At 67.3% G+C, this 18,127-nt stretch carries 17 protein-coding genes; 9 read left to right on the forward strand and 8 right to left on the reverse strand.

What is annotated here, in order from left to right:
* Positions 1 to 339: 339 nt before the first annotated feature.
* Both IEY68_RS02010 and IEY68_RS02015 read right to left on the reverse strand, forming a co-directional pair.
* Positions 340 to 807 carry a YybH family protein gene (locus IEY68_RS02010; protein ID WP_058855562.1) on the reverse strand — a complete coding sequence of 156 codons (468 nt, stop codon included), beginning with the start codon at positions 805 to 807 and terminating at the stop codon, positions 340 to 342.
* Positions 773 to 1,405: an NADPH-dependent FMN reductase gene (locus IEY68_RS02015; protein WP_058855561.1), complete on the reverse strand. Its 633-nt coding sequence runs from the start codon at positions 1,403 to 1,405 to the stop codon at positions 773 to 775. The genes IEY68_RS02010 and IEY68_RS02015 overlap by 35 nt, the downstream gene beginning before the upstream one ends.
* Before the next feature lie 182 nt (positions 1,406 to 1,587).
* Between IEY68_RS02015 and sigJ the strand changes: the two genes are divergently transcribed.
* Together sigJ and rph are read left to right on the forward strand one after the other, a co-directional pair.
* Positions 1,588 to 2,478, forward strand: a complete 891-nt coding sequence (gene sigJ, locus IEY68_RS02020) for an RNA polymerase sigma factor SigJ (RefSeq protein WP_058855560.1) — start codon at positions 1,588 to 1,590, stop codon at positions 2,476 to 2,478.
* Between the two features lie 499 nt (positions 2,479 to 2,977).
* A complete protein-coding gene (rph, locus tag IEY68_RS02025) occupies positions 2,978 to 5,599 on the forward strand; it encodes a rifamycin-inactivating phosphotransferase (RefSeq protein ID WP_058855559.1) in 2,622 nt (873 codons plus the stop codon).
* A 173-nt stretch (positions 5,600 to 5,772) separates the two neighbouring features.
* Here the strand turns inward: rph and IEY68_RS02030 are convergent, their stop codons facing one another.
* The 5 genes from IEY68_RS02030 to mftE form a co-directional block, all read right to left on the reverse strand.
* Positions 5,773 to 7,488 carry a fumarate hydratase gene (locus tag IEY68_RS02030; RefSeq protein WP_058855558.1) on the reverse strand — a complete coding sequence of 572 codons (1,716 nt, stop codon included), beginning with the start codon at positions 7,486 to 7,488 and terminating at the stop codon, positions 5,773 to 5,775.
* Positions 7,489 to 7,689: 201 nt separating this feature from the next.
* The gene (locus IEY68_RS02035) at positions 7,690 to 8,568 is read right to left on the reverse strand and encodes an NAD(P)-dependent oxidoreductase (protein ID WP_229718563.1); all 879 of its coding nucleotides are present in this window, start codon (positions 8,566 to 8,568) and stop codon (positions 7,690 to 7,692) included.
* Between the two features lie 2 nt (positions 8,569 to 8,570).
* Complete coding sequence (locus tag IEY68_RS02040) at positions 8,571 to 8,714, reverse strand: hypothetical protein (RefSeq protein ID WP_189094056.1); 144 nt, start codon at positions 8,712 to 8,714, stop codon at positions 8,571 to 8,573.
* Between the two features lie 400 nt (positions 8,715 to 9,114).
* A complete protein-coding gene (mftD, locus tag IEY68_RS02045; protein WP_058855782.1) occupies positions 9,115 to 10,311 on the reverse strand; it encodes a pre-mycofactocin synthase MftD in 1,197 nt (398 codons plus the stop codon).
* Positions 10,308 to 11,006, reverse strand: coding sequence for a mycofactocin biosynthesis peptidyl-dipeptidase MftE (mftE, locus tag IEY68_RS02050; RefSeq protein ID WP_082681484.1), 699 nt, complete (start codon positions 11,004 to 11,006; stop codon positions 10,308 to 10,310). The genes mftD and mftE overlap by 4 nt, the downstream gene beginning before the upstream one ends.
* A gap of 145 nt (positions 11,007 to 11,151) precedes the next feature.
* On the opposite strand from mftE, the gene mftR reads away from it, so the two are divergent.
* The 7 genes from mftR to IEY68_RS02085 all read left to right on the forward strand — a co-directional run bounded on the left by mftR (position 11,152) and on the right by IEY68_RS02085 (position 16,986).
* Positions 11,152 to 11,769 (forward strand): mycofactocin system transcriptional regulator MftR, encoded by a 618-nt coding sequence (gene mftR, locus IEY68_RS02055; protein WP_058855555.1) that lies wholly within the window; start codon positions 11,152 to 11,154, stop codon positions 11,767 to 11,769.
* 116 nt (positions 11,770 to 11,885) lie between these two features.
* Positions 11,886 to 12,785 carry an STAS domain-containing protein gene (locus IEY68_RS02060; RefSeq protein WP_058855554.1) on the forward strand — a complete coding sequence of 300 codons (900 nt, stop codon included), beginning with the start codon at positions 11,886 to 11,888 and terminating at the stop codon, positions 12,783 to 12,785.
* 12 nt (positions 12,786 to 12,797) lie between these two features.
* Positions 12,798 to 13,190 (forward strand): STAS domain-containing protein, encoded by a 393-nt coding sequence (locus IEY68_RS02065; protein ID WP_058855553.1) that lies wholly within the window; start codon positions 12,798 to 12,800, stop codon positions 13,188 to 13,190.
* Positions 13,180 to 13,593, forward strand: coding sequence for an anti-sigma regulatory factor (locus IEY68_RS02070; RefSeq protein WP_058855781.1), 414 nt, complete (start codon positions 13,180 to 13,182; stop codon positions 13,591 to 13,593). The genes IEY68_RS02065 and IEY68_RS02070 overlap by 11 nt, the downstream gene beginning before the upstream one ends.
* On the forward strand, positions 13,586 to 14,230 hold the full coding sequence (locus IEY68_RS02075; RefSeq protein WP_058855552.1) for a SpoIIE family protein phosphatase: 645 nt from the start codon (positions 13,586 to 13,588) through the stop codon (positions 14,228 to 14,230). Before IEY68_RS02070 ends, IEY68_RS02075 begins: the two co-directional genes overlap by 8 nt.
* 16 nt (positions 14,231 to 14,246) lie before the next feature.
* Positions 14,247 to 16,604 (forward strand): SpoIIE family protein phosphatase, encoded by a 2,358-nt coding sequence (locus IEY68_RS02080; protein ID WP_058855551.1) that lies wholly within the window; start codon positions 14,247 to 14,249, stop codon positions 16,602 to 16,604.
* Between the two features lie 43 nt (positions 16,605 to 16,647).
* Entirely contained in the window at positions 16,648 to 16,986 is a 339-nt protein-coding gene (locus IEY68_RS02085) for an STAS domain-containing protein (protein ID WP_058855780.1), read from the forward strand.
* 78 nt (positions 16,987 to 17,064) lie between these two features.
* Here the strand turns inward: IEY68_RS02085 and IEY68_RS02090 are convergent, their stop codons facing one another.
* Positions 17,065 to 18,105: an LLM class F420-dependent oxidoreductase gene (locus IEY68_RS02090; RefSeq protein ID WP_058855550.1), complete on the reverse strand. Its 1,041-nt coding sequence runs from the start codon at positions 18,103 to 18,105 to the stop codon at positions 17,065 to 17,067.
* Positions 18,106 to 18,127: the final 22 nt, after the last annotated feature.

Below are 18,127 nucleotides of genomic sequence, written 5' to 3' on the forward strand. Positions count from 1 at the left end.
CAGGGTCCTACGAGAAATCCCAGAAGTCGCGCATCGGCCGAATACGCCTCTGAACAGCTATGACGCCAGCTTCGTGTCTGCACAAAGGCATCGATCGACGGACAGCCTGCCCGCCGTAGTATTCGGTCGCCTGCGGGCTCCGCGATGCTGACGGTCCATGAGCACGGGAGCCTTCTGACGATCTGGTCACCCCGATCCGCTCGCCTTCGGACAAGGCGTGGAGCCGGTGGTTCTGTACCGCGCTCGCCAGGTCCGTGCTCACTCCGCCTGCCGTTCGGCCGTGCGGGGACTGCACACCGGAGGCTGTGCTCGCGCTGCGCTCCGGCGCATCGTCAACGGTCAGGGCTCGAGGTCGACCACACCCTTACCGGTCGCGATATCGAGCGGTACCGAGACCTGGTCGTGCGCGATCAACCAGGCGCCGTCGATCTTCCGCATGCCGTACGTGACCCGGACCCACATACCGCTCGCCACCACTCCGTTCTTCAGAGTGCCGCGGAGACGAGCGAACGCGTGCCCGAACGCCACGTCATCACCCACAGTGAAGGCCGGGTCGCGAACCTCGTAGATCACGCTCGCGAAGACGAGGAACACTTTCGCCCAGTTCTCGAGTTTCGCCGCTATCCCGACATGCTGGAGTGGCGGCTCGACATCGAAGGACACGACGTCGGTCGTGTACAGCTGCCGCAGCGCCTCGAGATCCTTGGCTCGGAGTCCTTCGACCACCCTGTCGATCTGCCGGCGGAGCTCGATCTCGTCCGCCGCGAGGCGATCAGTGCGTGACCGAGAGTCGTTCGGAGTCGTCACGTTCGGTTCCTTCCGAGTCGATATCCGGGGTATCAATGGCGGGCCGGCGCAGCGGCGCCAGGGCGGTGCTCCATGCGACGACCTGATCCAGCAGCGTGTTCAGGGCGGTGGCATGGTGGTCGCGCGGTGTGAAGGTGGTGCGGTTCTCGAAATCGGTGAGCACCGAGATCGCGACCTGATAGCTCACATCGGCCATACCCAGCGTGCTGCACACCGTCCGTAGCTGCATCACCGCTCGGGCGCCACCGCCCGCGCCGTAGGAGACGAACCCGACCGCCTTGTCGGTCCACTCCGCGAACAGGTGGTCGAGGGCGTTCTTCAGCACGCCGGGTGCGCCGCCGTTGTACTCAGGGGTCACCACCACGAAACCGTCGAACGGGGCGATCCGCTCTGCCCAAGCGCGGGTATGCGCATGAACCGACGGGCCGAACATCGGCGGCACCGGCTCGTCCAGATGAGGTAGTGGGTGGTCGCGCAGATCGATCAGTGCGAACTCGGCATCCGCCCGCTGCGCTGCCGAGTCCAGAACCCACCGGGCGACCTGCGGGCCGTTGCGGTTGGGCCGGGTACTGCCGAGGATGATGCCGATTCTGATCATTTTCCGGACTCCTGCTTTGCTGAATGCGTCACGAGCTTTCGACGACACAGCCCTCCGGAATGTCAGGCCGCCGCGCCCGTCGCCCGACCACCACCCCTCATCGAGACGCTTCGCGTCGCTCACATTTCGGGACGCTGATTCGTCGATTCCGGTAAGGGACGAACCGAACGAAGGAGCCGGCCATGACCGACCCGCAACTGCCCGCGGTGATCAGCGAACGCCGCCGGCTGATCAACCTCGCCTACCGGATGCTCGGCTCCCTGGCCGAGGCCGAGGATGTAGTGCAGGAGACCTACGCGCGGTGGTACGCACTCTCCGAGCGGCAGCGGCAGGAGGTAGCGGCGCCCGGCGCGTGGTTGACCACGGTCGCCAGCCGGATCTGCCTCGATCTGCTCGGCTCGGCGCGCGCCAGACGGGAGCACTACGTGGGCAAATGGATTCCGGAGCCGATACCCGGCCGGTCCGAATGGCTCGACGGCCCCGCCCCCGTCGATCCCGCCGACCGGGTCACCCTCGACGAGTCGATCAGTATGGCTTTTCTCGTCGTGCTGGATTCCATGACGCCGGCCGAGCGGGTGGCGTTCGTCCTGCACGACGTCTTCCGCTACTCCTTCGCCGAGATCGCCGATATCGTCGGGCGCACCCCCGCCGCCTGCCGCCAGCTCGCCTCCAGCGCCCGCCGCCGCGTCGACACCTCACACGGCCCGTCGAGTACCGAACGCGCCGAGGTGGTCCGGGATTTCAAACGAGCCTGGGAGAGCAAGGATATCGAGGCCCTGATCGGCCTGCTCGATCCGCGGGCGACCGCGACGGCCGACAGCGGCGGTCTGGCACCGGCCTTCCGCGACCCCATCGACGGCGGCGAGCGGATCGCCCGCGCCTGGATCGAAATCGCCGCCCGCGGCCCCGCGGTCACCCTCCAGGAGCGCACGGTGAACGGCCAGCCCGGCCTGGTGGCACAGCTCGACGACACCATCGTCTCGGTCTACGCCTTCGATATCGCCGCCGGCCGGATCACCCGCATCTGGGCGATCCGGAATCCGGAAAAACTACGGCCCTGGACGGCCGGCTGAACCGAACAGCGAATCCGCGGCCGTTCGGCAGGTACACAGCAGCGTCGCCCGAATCGGATATACAGGGCTACCCTTTGCCTGAGTCAGGATCCTGATGGGTTGTCCATCGACTGGTGCCGCGCGCCTTCGCCTCCTTCGCCACGACCGGAGAACCGGGCCGGCCACGGTTCGCCGGCGCCGCGCGGATATACCGGATCTGGAGCACACCACCCGCGCTGGGCCGGGATGCATTGTCGACATCCTGCACCATCTGGCGGCGCGAAAACGCTTCACGTTCGCTGTCGGCGCACAGACCAGCCCAGCCCGTAGTAGGGCTCGCAGGTCGCTCCGAACAGCATCACCGGGCATGTGCGGTGATACGAGGCGAAAGCCGAGCAGACGCCGTAACGCACTCCCCATCCCCCTTCTACGTTATACACGATTCGCGGCCCTCATGAGGCTCCGGATTGTGGTCCATAATCGCCCCGGTACGCAGGAAACCACAGGTGAGGAGCAGTGAATGGGTTACGTGCTGGGCTTCCAGGAGATCGACCGCACACAGGTCGCGGTCGTCGGCGGCAAGGGCGCGAACCTCGGGGAACTGTCGCGGATCGAGGGTATCCGGGTGCCGGACGGTTTCTGCGTGACGACCGCGGCATTCCGGCAGGTCGTGGCCGACACTCCGGCGATCGACGAGCTGCTCGAGCGGTTGTCGCACCTCGAGCCGGACGACCGGGACCCGATTCGCGCACTGAGCGCGGAGATACGGCAGGCGATCGAAGGATCGGCCGTCCACGGTGATGTGGCGGCGGAGATCGCCGGCTCGGTCGCCGAGCTCGGTGCGCACGACGCGTACGCCGTCCGATCCAGCGCGACGGCCGAGGATCTGCCGAATGCGTCCTTCGCCGGTCAGCAGGACACCTATCTGAACGTCGTGGGACCGGAGGCGGTGCTTCGGCACATCAGCCGGTGCTGGGGTTCGCTGTTCACCGAACGAGCCGTCACCTACCGGCTGCGCAACGGCTTCGAACACCGGAAGGTGCAGATGGCGGTGGTCGTGCAGCGGATGGTGTTTCCGGAGGCGGCCGGGATCCTCGTCACCGCGGACCCTGTCACGTCCAACCGGAGGGTTGTGTCCGTGGACGCCGGTTTCGGTCTCGGTGAGGCCCTGGTTTCCGGGCTGGTGAACGCGGATGTCTACCAGGTGCGCGACGGCGAGATCACCGAGCGGACCGTTGCCACCAAACGGGTCGCCGTGGCGCCCGCACCGGCCGGCGGCACCCACCTTCAGGAGATCGAGGACGAGCGGCAGAACCAGCAGGTCCTGACCGATGCGCAGATCGTGGACCTCGCGCAACTGGGCCGCGGCATCGAGGCGCATTTCGGCAGCCCGCAGGACATCGAATGGTGCCTGGTCGACGACGAGTTCCGCATCGTGCAGAGCCGGCCGATCACCACGCTGTTCCCGATTCCCGAGGCCGCCGACGACGCGAACCGCGTCTACGTCTCCGTTGGTCACCAGCAGATGATGACCGACCCCATGAAGCCGCTGGGGATCTCGATGTGGCAGCTGACCAGCCGGGCGCCCATGCGGCACGCGGGCGGCCGGCTGTTCGTCGATGTCACCGAACGTCTGTCGTCGCCGGCGACCCGTCAGGGCGTGATCGACGCGCTCGGCAAATCCGATCCGCTCATCGGTGACGCGTTGCGGACCGTCGTCGAACGGGACGACTTCGTCCGGACGGCCCCGGAAGCGGCGCCCGCCGCCGCGCCGACCGGTGGCACCCCCGACCCGATCGAGACCGATCCGGCGATCGTCGCCGAGCTCATCGCGGACAACCGGGCCTCCGTCGAAGCCCTGATACGCGATATCGGGACCAGGTCCGGACCGGAACTGCTCGACTTCATCCGGGCCGATATCGGAGAGATGCAGCGACTTCTGTTCGACCCGCGCAGCCACCAGGCGATCGTGGCGGGTATGGACGCTACCTTCTGGCTCAACGACCACCTCGGGGAATGGCTGGGTGAGGAGAAGAACGCGGCCGATACGCTCGCGCAATCGGTGCCGCACAATGTCACCTCGGAGATGGGCCTGGCGCTGCTGGACGTCGCCGATGTGATCCGTCCGCACCCGGAAGTGGTGGCCTTTCTGCGGCGCGTCGAGGACGTGGGCCGCGAAGACAGGAGCTTCCTGGACGAGTTGGTGGATGTGCCGGGCGGCCGCGAGGCACGGGCGGCCATCGCGGCCTATCTCGACGAGTACGGTATGCGCTGCGCCGGCGAGATCGACCTCACGCGGCCGCGCTGGAGCGAACGCCCCGCCGCACTGGTGCCGACGATCCTGGGGAATATCAAGAGCTTCGAACCGGGCGCGGCCGAGCGACGCTTCGAGGACGGCCGACGCGAAGCGCGGCAGAAAGAAGAGGAGCTGCTGAAGCGTTTGCGCACCCTGCCGGACGGGGAACGGAAAGCCGAAGAGACCGCGCGCGTGATCGACCGCCTCCGTACCTTCTCGGGATACCGGGAGTATCCGAAGTACGGCATGGTCAGCCGCTACTTCGTCTACAAACAAGCCCTCTTGCGCGAGGCCGGGCGTCTCGTGGAGGTCCGGGCACTGCGCCGGCGAGAAGACATCTTCTACCTGACCTTCGACGAGTTGCACGAGCTCGTGCGCACACGGCAACCGCGTGACCAGCTCGTTCGCGAGAGGAGGGACGCTTTCCGTTCGTATCGTGGGCTCACACCGCCCCGGGTGCTCACCTCGGACGGCGAGACCCTCGCCGGAGCGTATCGGCGCGCGGATCTGCCGCCCGGAGCGCTGGCCGGAATGGCGGTATCCGCCGGGACCGTCGAAGGGCGGGCCCGAGTCGTCTCGGATATGGCGCAGGCCGACCTCGAACCGGGCGACATCCTGGTCACCGCCTACACCGATCCGAGCTGGACCCCCTTGTTCGTCGCGATCGAAGGTCTGGTGACGGAGGTGGGCGGACTGATGACCCACGGGGCGGTGATCGCGCGGGAGTACGGCCTGCCCGCCGTGGTGGGCGTGGAGCATGCCACCCGGTTGATCCGCGACGGGCAGCGGATCCGGGTGCACGGAACGGACGGGTACGTCGAGATCCTGTCGCAGCGGGCCGAGTGAGCGCCGGGACGGTACGGGCTTACGAAGCATTCGACAGGCCGTAAGCGCCGGACTCCGAAGTCGATCTCACGCAGACGGATTCACTCGGTCGTCGCGACCTTCCCGAGGGGAGGGCTCGCGACGACCGAGTCGCTTTCCGGGGACGCAACGAGATTCGGGCCGCGCCGGGAGGCTCAGACCCGTTCTTTGGACCGAGTGCGTACCCGCAGCGCGATCGGCTTCTGGGTTTCGGCGAAGAAATCGTTGCCCTTGTCGTCCACCACGATGAACGCCGGGAAATCTTCGACCTCGATCTTCCAGACCGCCTCCATACCCAGTTCCGGGTATTCGAGGACCTCGACCGATTTGATGCAGTCCAGCGCGAGCCGGGCGGCGGGACCGCCGATGGAGCCGAGGTAGAAACCTCCGTGCTCTTTGCACGCCTTGGTGACCTGGGCGGAGCGGTTGCCCTTGGCAAGCATCACGAACGAGCCACCGGCCGCCTGGAACTGGTCGACATAGGAGTCCATGCGACCGGCGGTGGTGGGGCCGAACGAGCCCGAGGCGTAGCCGTCGGGGGTTTTGGCGGGTCCGGCGTAGTAGACGGCCATATCGCGCAGGTACTGCGGCATCTCCTCGCCCGCGTCCAGGCGTTCCTTGATCTTGGCGTGCGCGATATCGCGGGCCACCACCAGCGAGCCCGACAGCGAGAGCCGGGTCTTCACCGGGTACTTCGACAGTTCGGCGCGGATCTCGTCCATCGGCCGGTTCAGGTCGACCTTCACCACCTCGCCACCGAGAATCGTGTCGGTCTGCTCGGGCAGATATTGCGCGGGTTCGCGCTCGAGCTGCTCCAGGAACACACCCTCGGGGGTGATCTTCGCCTGTGCCTGCCGGTCGGCGGAGCAGGAGACCGCGAGCGCCACCGGGCAACTGGCACCGTGCCGGGGCAGCCGCACCACGCGGACATCGTGGCAGAAGTACTTTCCGCCGAACTGGGCGCCGATCCCGAAGGACTGGGTCAGCTTGAAGACTTCCTGTTCGAGTTCGAGGTCACGAAAGGCGTGCCCGGTCATCGAACCCTCGGTGGGCAGATTGTCCAGGTAGTGCGCGGATGCGTATTTGGCGGTCTTGAGCGCGAACTCGGCGCTGGTGCCACCGATCACCACCGCGAGGTGGTACGGCGGGCAGGCCGCGGTACCCAGCGAGCGGATCTTCTCGTCCAGGAACTCGAGCATCCGGGTGGGATTCAGGATCGCCTTGGTCTCCTGGTACAGGAACGATTTGTTGGCCGAACCTCCGCCCTTGGCCATGTACAGGAACTTATAGGACGGTTTCGCGGGATCGCCGGGCGCGGAGTACAGCTCGACCTGGGCGGGCAGATTGGACCCGGTGTTCTTCTCGTCCCACATGGTGATCGGCGCGAGCTGCGAATAACGCAGGTTCAGTTTCGTATAGGCGTCGAAAACGCCACGGCTGATCCATTCGGCGTCGTCGACACCGGTGAGCACGCCCTCGGATTTCTTACCCATGACGATGGCGGTACCGGTGTCCTGACACATGGGCAGGATGCCGCCGGCGGAGATATTGACGTTCTTCAGCAGATCCAGCGCGACGAAACGGTCGTTACCGCTGGCCTCGGGATCGTCGATGATCCGCCGCAGCTGAGCCAGATGCGCGGGCCGCAGATAGTGGCTGATGTCGTGCATCGCCTCGGCGGTCAGCATCCGCAGGACCTCCGGGTCGACCTGGAGGAAGGTCCGGCCGCCGGATTCGAAGGTGCTGACACCCTCGGTGGTGAGCAGCCGGTACGGGGTGTCGTCCGCGCCGATCGGGAGCAGGTCTGAATAGCGGAACTCGGGCGCGGTCACCGATCGCACTCCTTTGGAAGTGGGCTGCTGGTCTAACATGGCGCAGCCGCGGAGAACGGCCACTGCGCCGGGGTCGAGCACAGCGAGCCTAACGGCAGACCCCCACACCACCTGGAGTTAGGCAAACCTAAATCGTAACCCACGAGGCCCGCTGATCGGCGGCTTACCGGCCCCGGCGCCGCATGAACCATCGCCCACAAGCACCGCATCCGTATCCGGCCACCACGGTCGGGGCCGATGTCAGGCCGTACCACCTCGAAGCAGCTGGAAAGTCGATACCGGCTCATCTGCCCGCTCGCTCTCGGACAGGGCGTGCAGCCAGTGATCCTGAACCGCGCGCGCCAGGCCTGTACCCACTCCGACGGCCGCGGCGGTCTCGACCACATGCCCGGCACCGGCCGCCATCATCCGCAGATGTCCGATATCGCGCCACCCGCCGGTATCGGCGGCCATGGCGGCGACCGCGGCGTACAACTCCGTCATATCGCCCATCGACCGTTGCGCGTAGGGCAGGAACCGCTCGATCGGTTCACCCGAACGCTCGATCATGGCCAGCGCTTGTTCGAACGCGAGCAGTCCGGACAGGAAGATCGTGAGAACTGCCTGGTAATACAGTTGCGCGAGCCCGACATCCACACCCAGGTATTCAGGCCGGCCTAGGGGGCGGAGTGCCTCGGTGCAGGCGTCGAATACCTCGCGTTCGCCGCTGTAGAAGATGAAGGAGTCCGCGCCTCCGACGCCCGCGCCATCGGCCATCACTCCACCGGCGAGGAACCGGCCCCCTCGTGCACGGACCCACCGCGCTGCCGCACGTGTCTCCTCCGGCGAATCCGACGAGAGGTTGACTATCGTCTTCCCCGGCAGATGATCGACGGCAGGCTCGAGGACGTCATACATCGCGGCGTAGTCGGTCAGGCTGACCAGGATCACTTCGCCGGCGTCGAGAGCCTCTGCGACCGTATCCGCACGGGCCGCGCCGAATTCCCTCATGGCGTGCGCTTTCTCCGGACTGCGGTTCCACACGGTGACCACGGCCCCCGAAGCACGCAACGTCGCGACCATCGCCCGTCCCATCGGACCGAGCCCGATAACGGTCACCGAACCGGCTGCTCGGCACATGCTCATGCTTCCTTACGGGGTTCGAGGTCGGCAGCGGCCCGGGCGGTCGGAGCTATGAGCTCGATCAGCGCGGTGATGCTCTGCTCGCCTCGACCTCGGGCCACCGCCCGGCGCAACAGCTCGTGCATCGGAGCGTGCCACGACATATCGACATCGACCCGGTGCCGAGCACGGTCACCGGAATCGGCCGATGAGCCTCCCGTACGCGCTGTTCGAGGTGGTTCTGCGGTCCTGTTCACAGAGATCGAGTGTCGGTGCGGCCGGTGAGGCCGACAAGTACACACTTTCCAGTGCGATACCTCACCTGCAAGTAAGCGAGCTGCTCGCGAGCCCCACGGGTGTGGGTGGATGACCGGTATCACAGGTCGTCCCGCTCCCGATCCGATCCGCACAGCGGCGTAGAGGTGTCGCGGAGAACGGAGTGACCGGCCCTGGGCCACCGCGGTGACGCGGCCGGCTCTCCCGAGGCGAGACGGCCGGCCACGTGGTGACCGCGGAACGAACCGGACAACTACGCCGGGCGTGTCATACCGCTTCGGCAGTCGATTACGGCACCCGCAACTGCGTCGACGCGTCGACGCCCAGCCGTCGTTCGAAGCCCTCTGGGATCACGATGTCGGACCGGTCCAGCTCGGTGACACTGGTCTTGCGCAGCCCGAGCAGCGCGGAATCGATCCCGCCGCGCAGGATGTCCAGCACGTTCTCCACGCCGGCCTGCCCGTTCGCTGCCAGACCCCACAGGTACGCGCGGCCGATCATGACCGCCCGCGCACCCAGCGCCACGGCTTTGACCACATCGCTGCCGCGGCGGATTCCACCGTCGAGCAGGATCTCGATCTCATGGCCCACCGCGTCGGCGACCACCGGCAGGGCACGGATGGAGGCCGGGGTGCCGTCGAGGTTGTTACCGCCGTGATTGGACACCGAGATGGCGGCCACACCGGCGTCGACCGCGCGCCGCGCGTCGTCCACCCGCATCACACCTTTGAGCATCACCGGCCCGTCCCACTGTTCACAGACCCAGGCCACATCGGCCCAGTCCGGCGGCGGCGTACCCATCCATTCACCGTAGGCACCGAAGAAGCCCGGAGCCGGTGCCTCCCCCAGTGCCATATTGGGCGCGGTGAGATCGGGCAGTGAGCCCGACTTCAGGTAGGTGGTCAGCCAGCGCGGTTTGGCGATCACCTGCGGCGCGAAGCTCGCCATCGTCTTCAGATCCAGTTTCTCCGGGATCGACGGACTGCCCCAATCACGGCCGTGCGAGAACGACCAGTCCAGGGTGAGGATCAAACCCACCGCGCCCGCGGCCTCGGCCCGCGCCATCCGCCCGGCGATATCGTCCTTGCTCCCGCACCAGTACAGCTGGAAGAACGTGGCGGGGTTGGCGGCGACGACCTCCTCCACGGGTTTGCTGGCGAACGACGAGAGCCCCATCGCCGTCCCACGGGCCGCGGCGGCGCGGGCCACGGCGACCTCACCGTCGGGGTGTACGGCCTGGACGCCGGTCGGCGAGATGATCACCGGCATCGAGATCTGCTGACCCAGCACTGTGGTCGACTGGTCCCGTTCGCCGATGGGCCCGGCGACGTGCGGGGCGAAACCGAGCTCACCGAAGGCGGCTTGGTTGTCGTCGATGGTCAGGCCGCGTTCCGAGCCGGCGACCAGGGCGCCGTATACCGATTTCGGCAGCCGTTTCTTCGCGCGCCGGTGCGCTTCGGCGACGGTTTCGAACCACGGATTCATGGTCGGATCCTTTCCACTGGTTCCGGCCACCACTGCCGGATCTGTTCGGACAACTGGGAGATGAGGCACTCGAGCAGCCGCGCCCCCGCGGCGGCGGTGGCACCGACGGGATCGCCGAGGATCCCGTTGGCGCTGACCGCCCGCACCCCACCTTCCCGCAGCTCTGGCAGGATTTCGGCCAGCGGACGGGTATTTCCCGGCTCGATGCGCCCGATGCGCACCCGATCCGGCGAAAGCGCCAGCTGGAGGGAGGTTTCGGTGCGTCCCGCGTGCGCGTCACCGTCATACCGCGGCAGGTACAGGCGGATATCGCGGGATTCGCCGCGCAGCCGGGTGACCGCGCGGCGCAGCGGCTCGACATTGCCACCGTGGCCGTTGATCACGACAACGCGCTCGAAGGTTTCGGTGGCCGAGCGGCACAGTTCGACGATCACCAGTTCGAGCGCCTCCTGGCCGATCGAGAGGGTCCCCGGGAAGCCGGCGTGCTCACCGCTGGCGCCGTAGGCGAGGGCGGGAGCCACCACGACTTCCGGGAATCGGGCGGCCAACCCGGCGGACAGCGCGACAGCCAGGTCGGTATCGGTCGACAGCGGCAGCTGCGGACCGTGCTGCTCGGTCGATCCCACCGGCACGGCCAGCACCGGGCGGGCAGCCCGCAGAGCACCCACTTCGGGCCATGTGAGGTCCGACACCATCATGCCGCGACATTAACGTCAGCGACTGACATAATCAAGGGCGTGGGCGTCCCGGCACGCAGCGCGAGGACATCGAAGGCATGGGTCCGAAAGAATTAAGGGGCCCCGAACCACACGACGCCGGAGGCGGCGCCAAAATTACAGCGTGACGGCACAGCATTCCCGGGGTCGGCCCCGCGGAACCACCAAGCGCGAACTGGAACTGATCGCCATGCGGTTGTTCAGTGAGCAGGGTTTCGACGAGACCACCGTCGAACAGATCGCGACCGCCGCGGGGATCAGCGGGCGGACCTTCTTCCGCTATTTCCCGGGTAAGGCGGAGGTGCTCTGGTATTCGTTCGACGACGAGGTGACCGCGTTGCGGGCCGCGTTCGCGACCGTGCCCGACGCCGAGCCGATGATGGCGGCGGTGCGTCGGGTGGTGGTGAACGCCAACCGATACCGCGCCGAGGATGTGCCGGAACTACGGACCCGGATGAAGCTGGTGACCTCCGTCCCCGCGCTGGCCGCCACCGCCGGTACCCACTACGACGCGTGGGAGCGGGCAGTCGGTGAGTTCGCGGCCTCCCGCCTGGGCGAGCCCACCGACACCCTCATCCCGATGGCGGTGGGACGATCCACCCTCGCCGCTTCCCGCGCCGCCTTCGACGCCTGGCTGGCCCGCGCCGACGCCGATCTGACCGTGTATCTGGATCGCGCGCTGGCGGCGCTGGAGCGGGGTTTCGCGACTCCGGACGCGAATCAGATCACATCCGCCCCATGAACTGGACCGGGAGGTTTCAGCGGCGGCTCCGGAGGGGTATGACTAGGCTCGGTATCGGCACGACCGCCGAAGTAACTACGATGTACCGGACCGCCGTCGAAAGGGGCACAAGTCACATGTCCGAGGTGTCCACGAGCTTTTCGGCGGACTCACTGGCCCGGCCCGTCGACAAACTGTTGCCACAGCTCGTCGAGCACCTGCGCCAGAACCGCACAGCACTCCGCGAGGAATGGGCTCGACGTATCAGCGAGGCGCGACTGCTGACCGCGATGACGCCGGAGGAGGTCTTCTCCGAAGCGACCTCCACGTACGACTACTACGTGGAAGTACTGGAGACCGGCAGCGTCGAAGCGCTGCAGGCTTACGCGCGCGATCTCTCGGAGCGCATCATCCCGAGAGGAGTCGAGACCGACGAGATCCTCGGCATGGTGCTGCTGTTGCGGGACGTACTGGCCCGCTCACTGTTCGAGAAGTACCAATCCAACTTCGAGTTACTCAACGCCGTCCTCGATGCCTACGAACCCGCGGCGAATCGGATCGCCAACACGGTGGGCGTTTCCTTCGTCCAGGAGCGCGAGCGCGTCATCCGGCAGCAGCAGGAAGCGATCCGTGAGCTGTCCACCCCGGTGCTCCAGGTCCGCGAACAGCTGCTGATCCTGCCCATGATCGGGGTGCTGGACAGCCAGCGAGCCCGCCAGCTCACCGAACAGTTGCTGAGGGCGATACGGAACAACCGCGCCAAGGTCGTGGTCATCGATATCACCGGTGTGCCCGATATCGACTCCACCGTGGCGAACCACCTGGTGCAGACCGTGGACGCCTCCGGATTGATGGGCGCGAGCGTCATCATGACCGGCCTGTCCTCCGATATCGCGCTGACGCTGGTCACCATCGGCCTGGACCTGTCGAAGGTGAACGCGGTCGGTGACCTGCAGGGCGGTATCGAAGAAGCGGAACGGTTGCTGGGCTACGAAGTGTCCCGCGCAACCGACCGCAACGAACGCGATTCGCGTTAAGCCGGAACAGACATGCCGGTACCGATACTCAAACAGGGTACGTATCTGATCGCATCAGTGCAGTCGGCGCTGACCGACGCCGACACCGAGCGACTACAGGACGACTTGATGAACCAGGTCAGCAAGTATCGTGCACAGGGAATCATCGTGGACGTTACTGCTATCGATGTGATGGATTCGTTTGCCGCCAGATCATTGCGGACGATCGCCCATATGACGCAGCTGCGTGGTGCGGAAACCGTTATTGTCGGTCTACAGCCCGAGGTCGCCTTCGCTATGGTGCAACTCGGCCTCACCTTCGAGGATATGCACACAGCTCTGGACCTCGAGGAGGGCTTGGCTTGGCTGAACCGAAAGGCTTCGGCCCGGCACCAGCGCCGGGATGGTCGTGGCAGTGGCCGCTGACCAGGTGGTAATCGTGGTCACGATGTCGAACGATATCGTGACCGCGCGCCAGGCCGGGCGGGACCTCGCGGAGGAGCTCGGCTTCACGCTCACCGACCGAACCATGATCTCCACAGCGATCTCCGAGGTCGCACGGAATATCACCAGTTACGCCAACAGCGGCGAGATCCGACTGCAAGTAGCTGAGCGCGACGGCCGTCGCGCTCTCGTCGTCCAGGCCAAGGACCAGGGTCCGGGGATCATCGATATCGCCCGGGCCATGGAGGACGGCTATTCGACCGGTCTGGGCCTGGGCCTGGGCCTGCCCGGCGCGAAACGGCTGATGGACGGTATGGCCATCGAATCCGCGCCCGGCCGGGGCACATTGGTGGAGATGTGGAAGTGGGTACCGCACGGTGCATGAGGACGGGTTCATCGGCCGGATCGAATGGGCGATGGCCGGCCGCCCCCTCCCCGGGCAGGATGTGTCGGGGGACCGGTGCCTCGTCTTGGACCTCGGCACCGGCGCCGGATTGTTCGCGGTACTCGACGGTCTCGGTCACGGCGCGGCGGCCGCCGAGGCGGTGGACCGCGCGACCCGGGTACTCGCCGAGAACCGCACCGAACCGCTGGATGTGCTGATGGTGCTGTGCCATCGGGCCATGTCCGATACTCGCGGTGCCGCGGTCACCTTGGCTTTGTTCGGCGCGGAGGAAACGCAATGGCTCAGTGTCGGCAATGTCGAATCGCATGTACTCACCGCGAGTCCCACCGGCCCCCAGGTCAGCGCGACCGTCCTGCAGAGCGGGGGCATCGTGGGCTATCGGCTGCCGGCGCTGTTGCAGCCGCAGACCGTGCCGGTCCGGCCGGGCGATCTGCTGCTGATGTCCACCGACGGGGTGGAAATGGAACCCGGCCAGGGTGTCGACCTCGCGAAATCGACCGCGGAGATCGTGCAGGAACTGCTGAACCGGCACGCCAAGGACACCGACGACGCCCTGGTGCTCGCGGCCAGGGTGCGCGGCGTCTCGAACGGAATCACCCAGCGGGAAGTGTCGTGATCCGGCGAGGCCGGCGATGAGCGCGGTGCTCACCGCGTTCCTCGACGCCTACGCCGACGCGCTGCGCCGCCACCTCGACGCGCCCGAAGGTGACGGCCTGGCCGAGGGCCACGAATTGGGCCGCCGGGCCCTGGTCGAGGGCATCAGCCTGCTCGATCTCACCGAGCACCACTTCCGAGTGGTGAAACAGGTGCAGTCCGAGGCCGCCGCTGCCGAGATCTCCCCCGGCGCCACGGTCACGGCCGCGCCGCAGGGTAGCTACCTTCCGGAGAACCCTCTCCCGGAGAACGCGCTGGAATTCCTGCTGCAGACGTTGATCACGCTGGATGTCGCGACCCGCGGTTACCTCGACGGCACCCGCCGGTACGAACAGCAGCGTTCCCGCGCCGACGATCTCGCCGGCCGCGACGAATTCCGCACCGCGCTCGTCGAATCGCTACAGGACGGGTTCTTCGTCGCCGACGCGCGCGGCAGCATCATCGAGGTGAACAAGGCGTTCGGGGAACTCACCGGTTACGGTGCGGCGGGGGTGCCCTATCCGCTACCGCATCCGTGGGCGATCCCGGAGGGCCCCCGCTACCCGGATCTGGGCACCGAGGCCTCCCGTTTCGTGGTCCCGGTCCAGCACCGCGACGGCCGCCGCCGCTGGGTCGCGGTGAGCACCAGTGCGCTGGTGAAACCCGACGGCGAGGAAAACATCTTCGTCGGCACCGTCCGTGATGTCACCGCCGAACACGACGCCCAGGCCCGTGATCAGGCCGCCAACCGGCTGGCCACCGCGCTCGCCGCGGCGACCACGGTGGCCGAGGTGCTCGAAGTGGGTCTGGACGAGTTGCGGCGCACAGTGGGCGCGGAGACCGCGGTGGTGGCGGTATGGGCCGGCCTCACCGCACCCGAGGTCTACGTTTCCGGCACTCCCCCGGTCGCCGCGGCCGAAAACCGGCTCGAACCCGCGACAGAAGCCATTCTGGAACGCGCGCGCCTGCGGCCCGGCCGCACGCTCATCGCCGTTCCGGAGGGCGCGGGCAGCGCCCAGGGCATCGTCGCGCCGCTCGGCGAGAAGAGCGATGCCGCGCTGTGGCTGCGCTTCGCCGTCCCCAGGGTGGTCGACGCCGCCGATTGGACACTGTTCTCGCTGCTCATCGGGCATCTGAGCCTGGCCGTCCAGCGGTCCCGCAACTTCGATCAGGCACGTTCCACTTCGCTGACCTTGCAGCGCGCCATGCTCGGGCCCATCGAGCTCCCGCCGCGGTTCTCGGTGCACTACGAACCGGCGCTGCCGCCGCTCGAGATCGGCGGCGACTGGTACGACGTGGTACCGCTGCCCGACGGCACCATCGGAGTGGTGGTCGGCGACTGCGTGGGCCGCGGTCTGTCCGCGGCCGTGGTGATGGGCCAGTTGCGCACGGCCGCCCGCGCACTGCTGCTGCGCGGTGCCGGACCCGCCCAGTTGCTCACCGAACTCGACCCGGTGGCGGCGCGGATCCCCGGGGCCTTGTGCACCACGGTATGCGCGGCGGTACTCGATCCGGTGCGCGGATTGGTGCGGTACAGCAACGCGGGACATATGCCACCCATCCTCGCCGATGTGGACAAGGCCGGACGCATGCTGGAGGGCGGCCGGTCGGTGCCGCTGGCAACGTTCGAGACCGCCCGCCGCCCGGAGGCCACCACCCCGCTGCCACCCGGTGCGACCCTGGTGCTGTTCACCGACGGCCTGGTGGAACGCCGCGGTGAAGATATCGACGAGAGTTTCGCGAAGATCGCGACCATCCTGGCCGATACCGCCGAGCGACTACCCCGTCAGGTCGCCGATTCGGTGCTGTCGGCGCTGCGACCCGACGGCGGCTACGACGACGATATCGCCATGGTGGTCTATCGGCAGCCGCCCGCGCCGCTGCGCCTGGATGTACCGGCCCGGCCGGACCGGCTGGCCATGCTGCGCCGTACGCTGACAGCGTGGCTGTCGTCCGCGGCGGTACCGCACCACCTGACCTCGGATCTGGTCGCCGCCACCAACGAGGCGTGCAGCAACAGTATCGAGCACGCTTACCGAAACGGTGGCGGTGAAGCCGAACGGGTGGTGCTCACCGCCGAATGTGTCGGCGACCGGGTGGTCATCGAGACCACCGATACCGGGACCTGGCGTCCGCGTCCGGCCGATCCGGGACCGCGCGGTCGCGGAATCGATATGATGCGGGCACTGACCGAAGAACTCGAAATAGATCACCAGCTGGGACCCGGAACCCGGGTACGGATGTCGGTGACGCTTCCGGCGATCACGTTCCCGGTGGCCAGCGCCCTGCGCGGGACGGCGAACCGGTCCGGCGGGGCTACGATGCAGCGAGATCGAGAGACTCATGGCAGATTGTGAAGATGTGACCAACACTCCTCCAGACGCGAATCTCACGGATACGATGACGACCTCGTTCGCCGACCACGACGGCGTCACAGTGCTCACGGTTACCGGGGAGGTCGACCTCGCGACGGCCCCTGCCCTGGAGACCGCGATCGATGCGGCTCTCGATGCCGATCCGGCCGGTCTGGTCGTCGACCTGGCCGCGGTGAGTTTCCTGGCGTCGGCCGGGATGGCCGCGCTGGTCGCCGCGTATCAGCGGGCCGGCGACAAAACCACGATCGCGTTGGTGGCCGACGGACCGGCCACCAGCCGTCAGCTGAAGATGACGGCGCTGGACCAGGTCTTCGCCCTACACACCACCCTGGACGCCGCCTTGGCGAGCTTCCGGGCGGGCTGAGCCGCACGCTCCGGCAACCGGGCCGGTCCGGCGCGACGATCGTTGCGCCGGACCGGCCCGGGCGTATCCGGCCGTGTCTCAGTCGCAGATCGCGCGGAACTGCTCGATGAGCTTGACCCGGTCGGCCGGTGTCGCGGCCAGTGGCGCGACATTGAGCACGGTGACACCCGCTTCGGCGAAGGCGGCCACCCGTTCCTTCACATATCCCGCCGGGCCGATCAGCGAGATATCGCGGACCAGCGCGTCCGGAACCACCTGCGTCGCTTCGTCTTTCTTGCCCGCGAGGTAGAGCTCCTGGATGCGGTCGGCCTCGGCGCCGTAGCCGTAGCGGGTGGCGAGGGTGTGGTAGAAGTTCTTGCCCTTGGCGCCCATTCCGCCGATGTAGAGCGCCAGCATCGGTTTCACGAATCCCAGCAGCGGTTCCACGTCCTCGCCGATGGCCAGGGCGGGCCCGGCGTACACATCGAGTGGGCCGAGCTCCGGGTCCCGTCCGGCCTTTCCGGCGCGCAGCGCGTCACCGAAGACCGCGTCGGCGCGCTCGGGCAGGAAGAAGATCGGCTGCCAGCCTTCGGCGACCTCGGCGGCCAGTTCCACATTCTTGGGACCCAGTGCGGCGAGCAGGATCGGGACACGTTCGCGCACCGGGTGATTGATCAGCTTCAGCGGTTTGCCCAGGCCGGTGCCGGTCCCCTCGGGCAGCGGGATCTGGTAGTACTTGCCCTGATAGTCCAGCCGTTCCCGGCGCCAGACCTTGCGGCAGATCTCCACGAGTTCGCGGGTCCGCCCGATCGGCGCGTCGTAGGGTACACCGTGGAAGCCCTCGATGACCTGCGGCCCGGAGGCGCCCAGGCCGAGGACGAACCGGCCGTCGGAGACGAAATCCAGACCCGCCGCGGTCATCGCGGTGAGTGTGGGCGTGCGGGTGTAGAGCTGCAGGATCCCCGACGCCAGCTGCAACCGGGAGGTCTTGGCGGCGAGGTAGCCCAGTGCGCTCACCGCGTCGAAGGAGTACGCCTCGGGCACGAACACGATGTCCAGCCCGGCACGCTCCAAATCGGCCACTTCCGCCGCCGCCTCGGTGAAGCCGCCCGAGTAGTTGATGCTCAATCCGATCCGCATGCCCTCAACATAATCCCGGCTA

Source organism: Nocardia jinanensis (genome assembly GCF_014645735.1).
Lineage (GTDB): Bacteria > Actinomycetota > Actinomycetes > Mycobacteriales > Mycobacteriaceae > Nocardia > Nocardia jinanensis.